Origin of the sequence: Massilia yuzhufengensis, assembly GCF_900112225.1 — a bacterium.
Classification (GTDB): Bacteria; Pseudomonadota; Gammaproteobacteria; order Burkholderiales; family Burkholderiaceae_D; genus Telluria; species Telluria yuzhufengensis.
The window spans coordinates 1-4703 of record NZ_FOLD01000059.1 but is presented as its reverse complement, the minus strand read 5'-3'; the positions used below and the strand labels follow the sequence as shown (position 1 = coordinate 4703).

The 4703-nt window shown below is 65.5% G+C and carries 5 protein-coding genes and 1 pseudogene; 2 read left to right on the top strand and 4 right to left on the bottom strand.

All coding sequences use genetic code 11. From position 1 onward, the window contains the following. The 4 genes and pseudogenes from BM031_RS24830 to mpl form a co-directional block, all read right to left on the bottom strand. Positions 1-779, bottom strand: a pseudogene (locus BM031_RS24830) (RNB domain-containing ribonuclease); the annotation flags it as partial. A 1-nt stretch (position 780) separates the two neighbouring features. Next, the gene (locus BM031_RS24825) at positions 781-1362 is read right to left on the bottom strand and encodes a chorismate--pyruvate lyase family protein (protein WP_091877627.1); all 582 of its coding nucleotides are present in this window, start codon (positions 1360-1362) and stop codon (positions 781-783) included. Then, a complete protein-coding gene (locus tag BM031_RS24820) occupies positions 1359-1940 on the bottom strand; it encodes a YqiA/YcfP family alpha/beta fold hydrolase (RefSeq protein ID WP_091877625.1) in 582 nt (193 codons plus the stop codon). The genes BM031_RS24825 and BM031_RS24820 overlap by 4 nt, the downstream gene beginning before the upstream one ends. Further along, on the bottom strand, positions 1937-3304 hold the full coding sequence (mpl, locus tag BM031_RS24815; protein ID WP_091877623.1) for a UDP-N-acetylmuramate:L-alanyl-gamma-D-glutamyl-meso-diaminopimelate ligase: 1368 nt from the start codon (positions 3302-3304) through the stop codon (positions 1937-1939). Before mpl ends, BM031_RS24820 begins: the two co-directional genes overlap by 4 nt. Before the next feature lie 91 nt (positions 3305-3395). On the opposite strand from mpl, the gene BM031_RS24810 reads away from it, so the two are divergent. Next, entirely contained in the window at positions 3396-4025 is a 630-nt protein-coding gene (locus tag BM031_RS24810) for a hypothetical protein (protein WP_177207899.1), read from the top strand. Then, positions 4022-4576 (top strand): TlpA family protein disulfide reductase, encoded by a 555-nt coding sequence (locus tag BM031_RS24805; protein ID WP_091877621.1) that lies wholly within the window; start codon positions 4022-4024, stop codon positions 4574-4576. The genes BM031_RS24810 and BM031_RS24805 overlap by 4 nt, the downstream gene beginning before the upstream one ends. The last annotated feature ends 127 nt before the right edge of the window (positions 4577-4703 follow it).

Below are 4703 nucleotides of genomic sequence, written 5' to 3'. Positions count from 1 at the left end.
ACCGAGAAGGCGTCGTCGATCTCGGTGGTGGTGACGTCGTCGATCGAGAAGGCGGCGACGTCGGCCAGCGGCAGGTCGGTCGGCGCTTTCGGCACCTCCACCGGCGGGAAGCCGGCGCCGCGCGGGAAGTGCTCGAACAGGAAGCGCGACATGTGCAGGTCCTTGGGCGAGGCCAGCCCGCCGGCCGAGAGCATCAGGCGCGGGGCCGTGGTGTGCAGCTCGTTGGCGGCCGCTTCCAGGGCCTTGTATTCGATGGTGTTCTTGTCCGGCTTGAACAGCAGCTGCTGGACGATCGATTGCATCGCGCCGGGCAGCTTGCCGGCCTTGAGTTCGTCCACGTAGCCGGCCTGGATGATGGCCTGCTGCTTCTTTTTCTCGATGCCGGCCAGCGCGGCCTTGAGCGTTTGTTCCGGCGCGGCCTTGTAGCGTCCGCGGCCCTTCTTGTGGAAGTAGATCGGCGCGGCGTGCAGCGCCAGCACCAGGCCGGCCGCTTCCGGCGGCAAGGGCGCGTGGCCGAAATACTCGAGGCCCAGTTCGGCGAAGCCGAATTCTTCCTGGCCCGCGACTTCCCACAGGAAGTCCAGGTCCACCTCGGCGGCGGTGGCGCGCGCTGCCGCCATCAGGGTTTCCGGATCGGGTTTCTCGAACTGGATCAGCACGTCGCGGGTCTTGACCTTGCTGCGCTTGCCGCTGGCCAGCTCCACCTGGTAGGCCTCGCCTGCCTGCGACAGCACGGTGCCGACCTTGAAGTCGCCCGATTCTTCAAAAAATACATTCATATTATTTCGTGTTCTGTAGTGTGTCGGCCGGCTTCAGGTTGAGCACCTCGGGCAAGAATACCTCGGTGACCAGGAGCAGGCCTTGACGGCGGCGATAGACGCAGCGCCGCGCATAATAAAGTGAGTCGTCGGCCCCGCCGGTCGCCGCGCGTACGCGGCTAAAAAGCGGGTGGCCCGCGCGGATGCGCGCGTATTCCAGCTGGCCACGGCGCACCAGCGGGTCGTAGAAGAGCGTGGTGCCGAGCGAACGTTCGCCCAGCGCCGAAAACAATGGCCAGTCGGCGGCCGTGCAGCTGGCCGGCACCACCGTGTGGCCGAACACCACCGGCCGGCCGTCGCAGACCAGCAATACTTCGCGTTCCCACACGCGTCCCGGGCGTGGCAGCCCGATCGCGCGCGCCTCGTCCGCCAGGCAGACGGCGGCGTCCTGGTGCAGCCGGCGCACCCGGAAGGCCGCGCTATGGGCCACCAGGCGCGCCGTCAGCGAGCCTTCGGTGGTGAGCCAGTCGCGCATCTTCTCCGGCGCGCGCACGGCGCCGGCATGCGGCTGCCATGCCGCCAGCCTGAGCGAACCTGCCCTCACTGCGCCGGTCTCGCCTGGCTGCAGAAGGCGATCACGTCGTCCACATACTGCGGGAATTCGGAAATGGCATGGTCGCTGCCGTCGATGACGTGCTGGCGCGCGCCCCCGTAGTGGGCCACCATGTCGCGGTAGTCGAGCACTTCGTCGCCGGTCGCCGCCACCAGGAAGTAGCGTTCGGGCCGCGTGATCGTGGCCACGCGCAGTGCGGCCAGCTCGTCGATGTACTCGCGGCGGAACTCGAACGGTTCGCTCGAATGCCAGGCCGTGGTCACGCCCACATGGTGCTCGAGATTCTTCAGCGGATTCACGGACGGGTTGAGCAGCACGGCGCGCACGCCCAGGCGCTCGGCCAGCCAGGTGGCATAGAAGCCGCCCAGCGACGAACCGATGATGGCCAGATTGTCCGGCGCATGGCGCTCGGCCAGCAGCAGGCAAAGCGCGATCGCCTCTTTCGGCGAAGCCGGCAGCTGCGGGCAGATCAGCTCGTGCGCACGCCCGGCGTCGTCGAGCGCCTTCTGCACCACGCGCGCCTTGAAGGACTTGGGCGAGGAACGGAATCCGTGCAAGTACAAGATCATGGGGCCAGCGCGTCCAGCAGTTTCTGGTGCACGCCGCCAAAGCCGCCGTTGCTCATCACCAGGATATGGTCGCCCGGCTGGGCCGCCTGCACGATGGCCTGCACCATGTAGTCGATCTGGTCGAAGCTGTGGGCGATGGCGCCCAGCGGCTTCAAGGCGTCGGCCAGCGACCAGCCCAGCGCCTGCTGGCTGCCGAAGCCGAACACCAGGTCGGCGTCCTTCAGGCTGCCCGGCAGCGCGTCCTTCATGGCGCCCAGCTTCATGGTATTCGAGCGCGGCTCGAGCACGGCCAGGATGCGGCCGGTGGTCCCCAGCTTCTGGCGCAGGCCGGCCACGGTGGTGGCGATGGCGGTCGGGTGGTGGGCGAAATCGTCGTACACGGTGATGTCGTTCACGGTGCCGCGCACTTCCATGCGGCGCTTGACGTTCTGGAAGCGCGACAGCGAGGCGATGGCCTGCGAGGTCGGCACGCCGACGTGGCGCGCCGCGGCGATCGCGGCCAGCGCGTTCGAGCGGTTGTGGTGGCCAGTCAGGTCCCAATGCACGGTGCCCTGCACGTCGTTGTTGAACAGGACCTCGAAACTGCCGCCCTGGTGCTCGACCAGGCTCCAGTTGGTGCCGTCGGAAATGCCGAAGCTTTCCTTCTCGCTCCAGCAGCCGCGCTTGATGACGCGCGCCAGCGAGGCTTCGTCGCCGTTCACCACCAGCCGGCCCACGCCCGGCACGGTGCGTACCAGGTGGTGGAACTGGGTTTCGATGGCGCCGATGTCGGGGAAGATGTCGGCGTGGTCGTACTCCAGGTTGTTCAGTACCGCGGTCTTGGCGTGGTAGTGGACGAACTTGCTGCGCTTGTCAAAGAAGGCGGTGTCGTATTCGTCCGCCTCGATCACGAAGAAGTCGGATGGCTTGTCGCCATGCAGGCGCGCCGAAATGCCGAAGTTCATCGGCACGCCGCCGATCAGGAAGCCGGGCGCATAGCCGGCGTCTTCCAGGATCCAGGCCAGCATCGAGGTGGTGGTGGTCTTGCCGTGGGTGCCGGCCACGGCCAGTACCCATTTCTCGCGCAAGATATGCTCGCCGATCCACTGCGGGCCCGACACATACGGCAGGCCGCGGTTCAGGATCTCTTCGATCAGCGGATTGCCCCGTGTCATGACGTTACCGATCACGTACAGGTCCGGGTCCAGCGACACCTGTTCCGGGCCGTAGCCCTGGATCAGTTCGATTCCCTGGGCTTCCAGCTGGGTGCTCATCGGGGGATAGACGTTGGCGTCGCAGCCGGTGACGCGGTGGCCGGCCTCCTTGGCCAGGACCGCGAGGCCACCCATGAAAGTGCCGCAAATGCCGAGGATATGAATGTGCATGGTCGTGGAGAAAGGAGCAACGGAAATGTCCGAAAGCGCGATTCTACCCGACCCGCTGTCATTTTCCGTTCAAGAGTATGATTCAGACATCATGCCATCACCTCACTCTGACGCACTCCAGATGCGCGCCGAAATCGCTGTCTTTGCTGCGCGCATGATCGCCCAGGACGGCGCCGACTACGCCACCGCACGCCGCAAGGCGGCCCGCCAGGTCCTTGGCGTGGACCAGCCGGCGCCCAACCTGATGCCCGACAACCTCCAGATCGAAGACGAGGTCCGTAAATACCTGGCCCTGTTCGGCGGGCCGGCCCAGGCCGAGCGCCTGGCCGCGCTGCGCGCCACCGCGCTGCAGGTCATGGACGCCTTGCAGGAATTCCATCCCTACCTCACCGGCGCCGTGCTCAATGGCACGGCCGGCGAGCATGACGAGATCCACCTCCAGCTGTTTGCCGACAGCGCCAAGGAAGTCGAGATCTACCTGCTCAACCGCAACGTCAATATAGAGATCTCCGAGACGCCCCATTTCAAGGGCGGCCGGCACGACCCGGTTGAAACGGTCAGCTTCGCATGGCATAAAGAAACAATCCACGCGGAGCTGTATGATTACCACGACTTGCGCGGCGCCCTCAAGCCACGCGCCGACGGCCGCCTGCAGCGGGTCGACGCGAACGGGCTGCGGGCGCTGATGGCGAACGACGAAACACTGGAACAGGACGAATGAATAAAAAGCACGTGGCTGCGTACGCAGCCGTTGCCGCGATGTTCGGCATCATGGGCGCCCTTGTGGCGATCAACAAGAAAGACCCGCCTCCCCTTACTACTGCGATCGCCCCCACCGGCGGCAAGGCGCATACGGCGGCCGACAAGCTGTTCGGCGAGTCGCTCAACGACCTGCAGGGCGCGCCGCAGAGCCTGGCGAAGTGGCGCGGCAAGCCGCTGGTGGTCAATTTCTGGGCAACCTGGTGCGCGCCCTGCGTGCAGGAGATGCCGGAATTGTCCGAACTGGCCGCGCATGACGCCGGCAAGACCTTCAATGTGATCGGCATCGGCGTCGATTCGCCCTCGAACATGAATGAATTCGCGGCCAAGTTCAAGATCGCCTATCCGCTGTACGTGGCCGGCATGGGCGGCACCGAGCTGTCGCGCGCGTTCGGCAACCAGGCCGGCGGCTTGCCGTATACAGTATTGATCGGGGCCGATGGGCAGGTGCGCAAGACTTACCTGGGCAAGCTCAAGTTTGATGAGTTAAAAGCAGATCTGGCCAAACTGTAGGGTGGTCGGCTCGCCGACCGCGCGTTCAGGCAAACGTGAAATTGCCGCGCGGGTCGCATTGACCTGGTTTAAACGCGCGGTCGGCATAGCCGACCACCCTGATATGTATTGACCCGTCAAGCGTTTC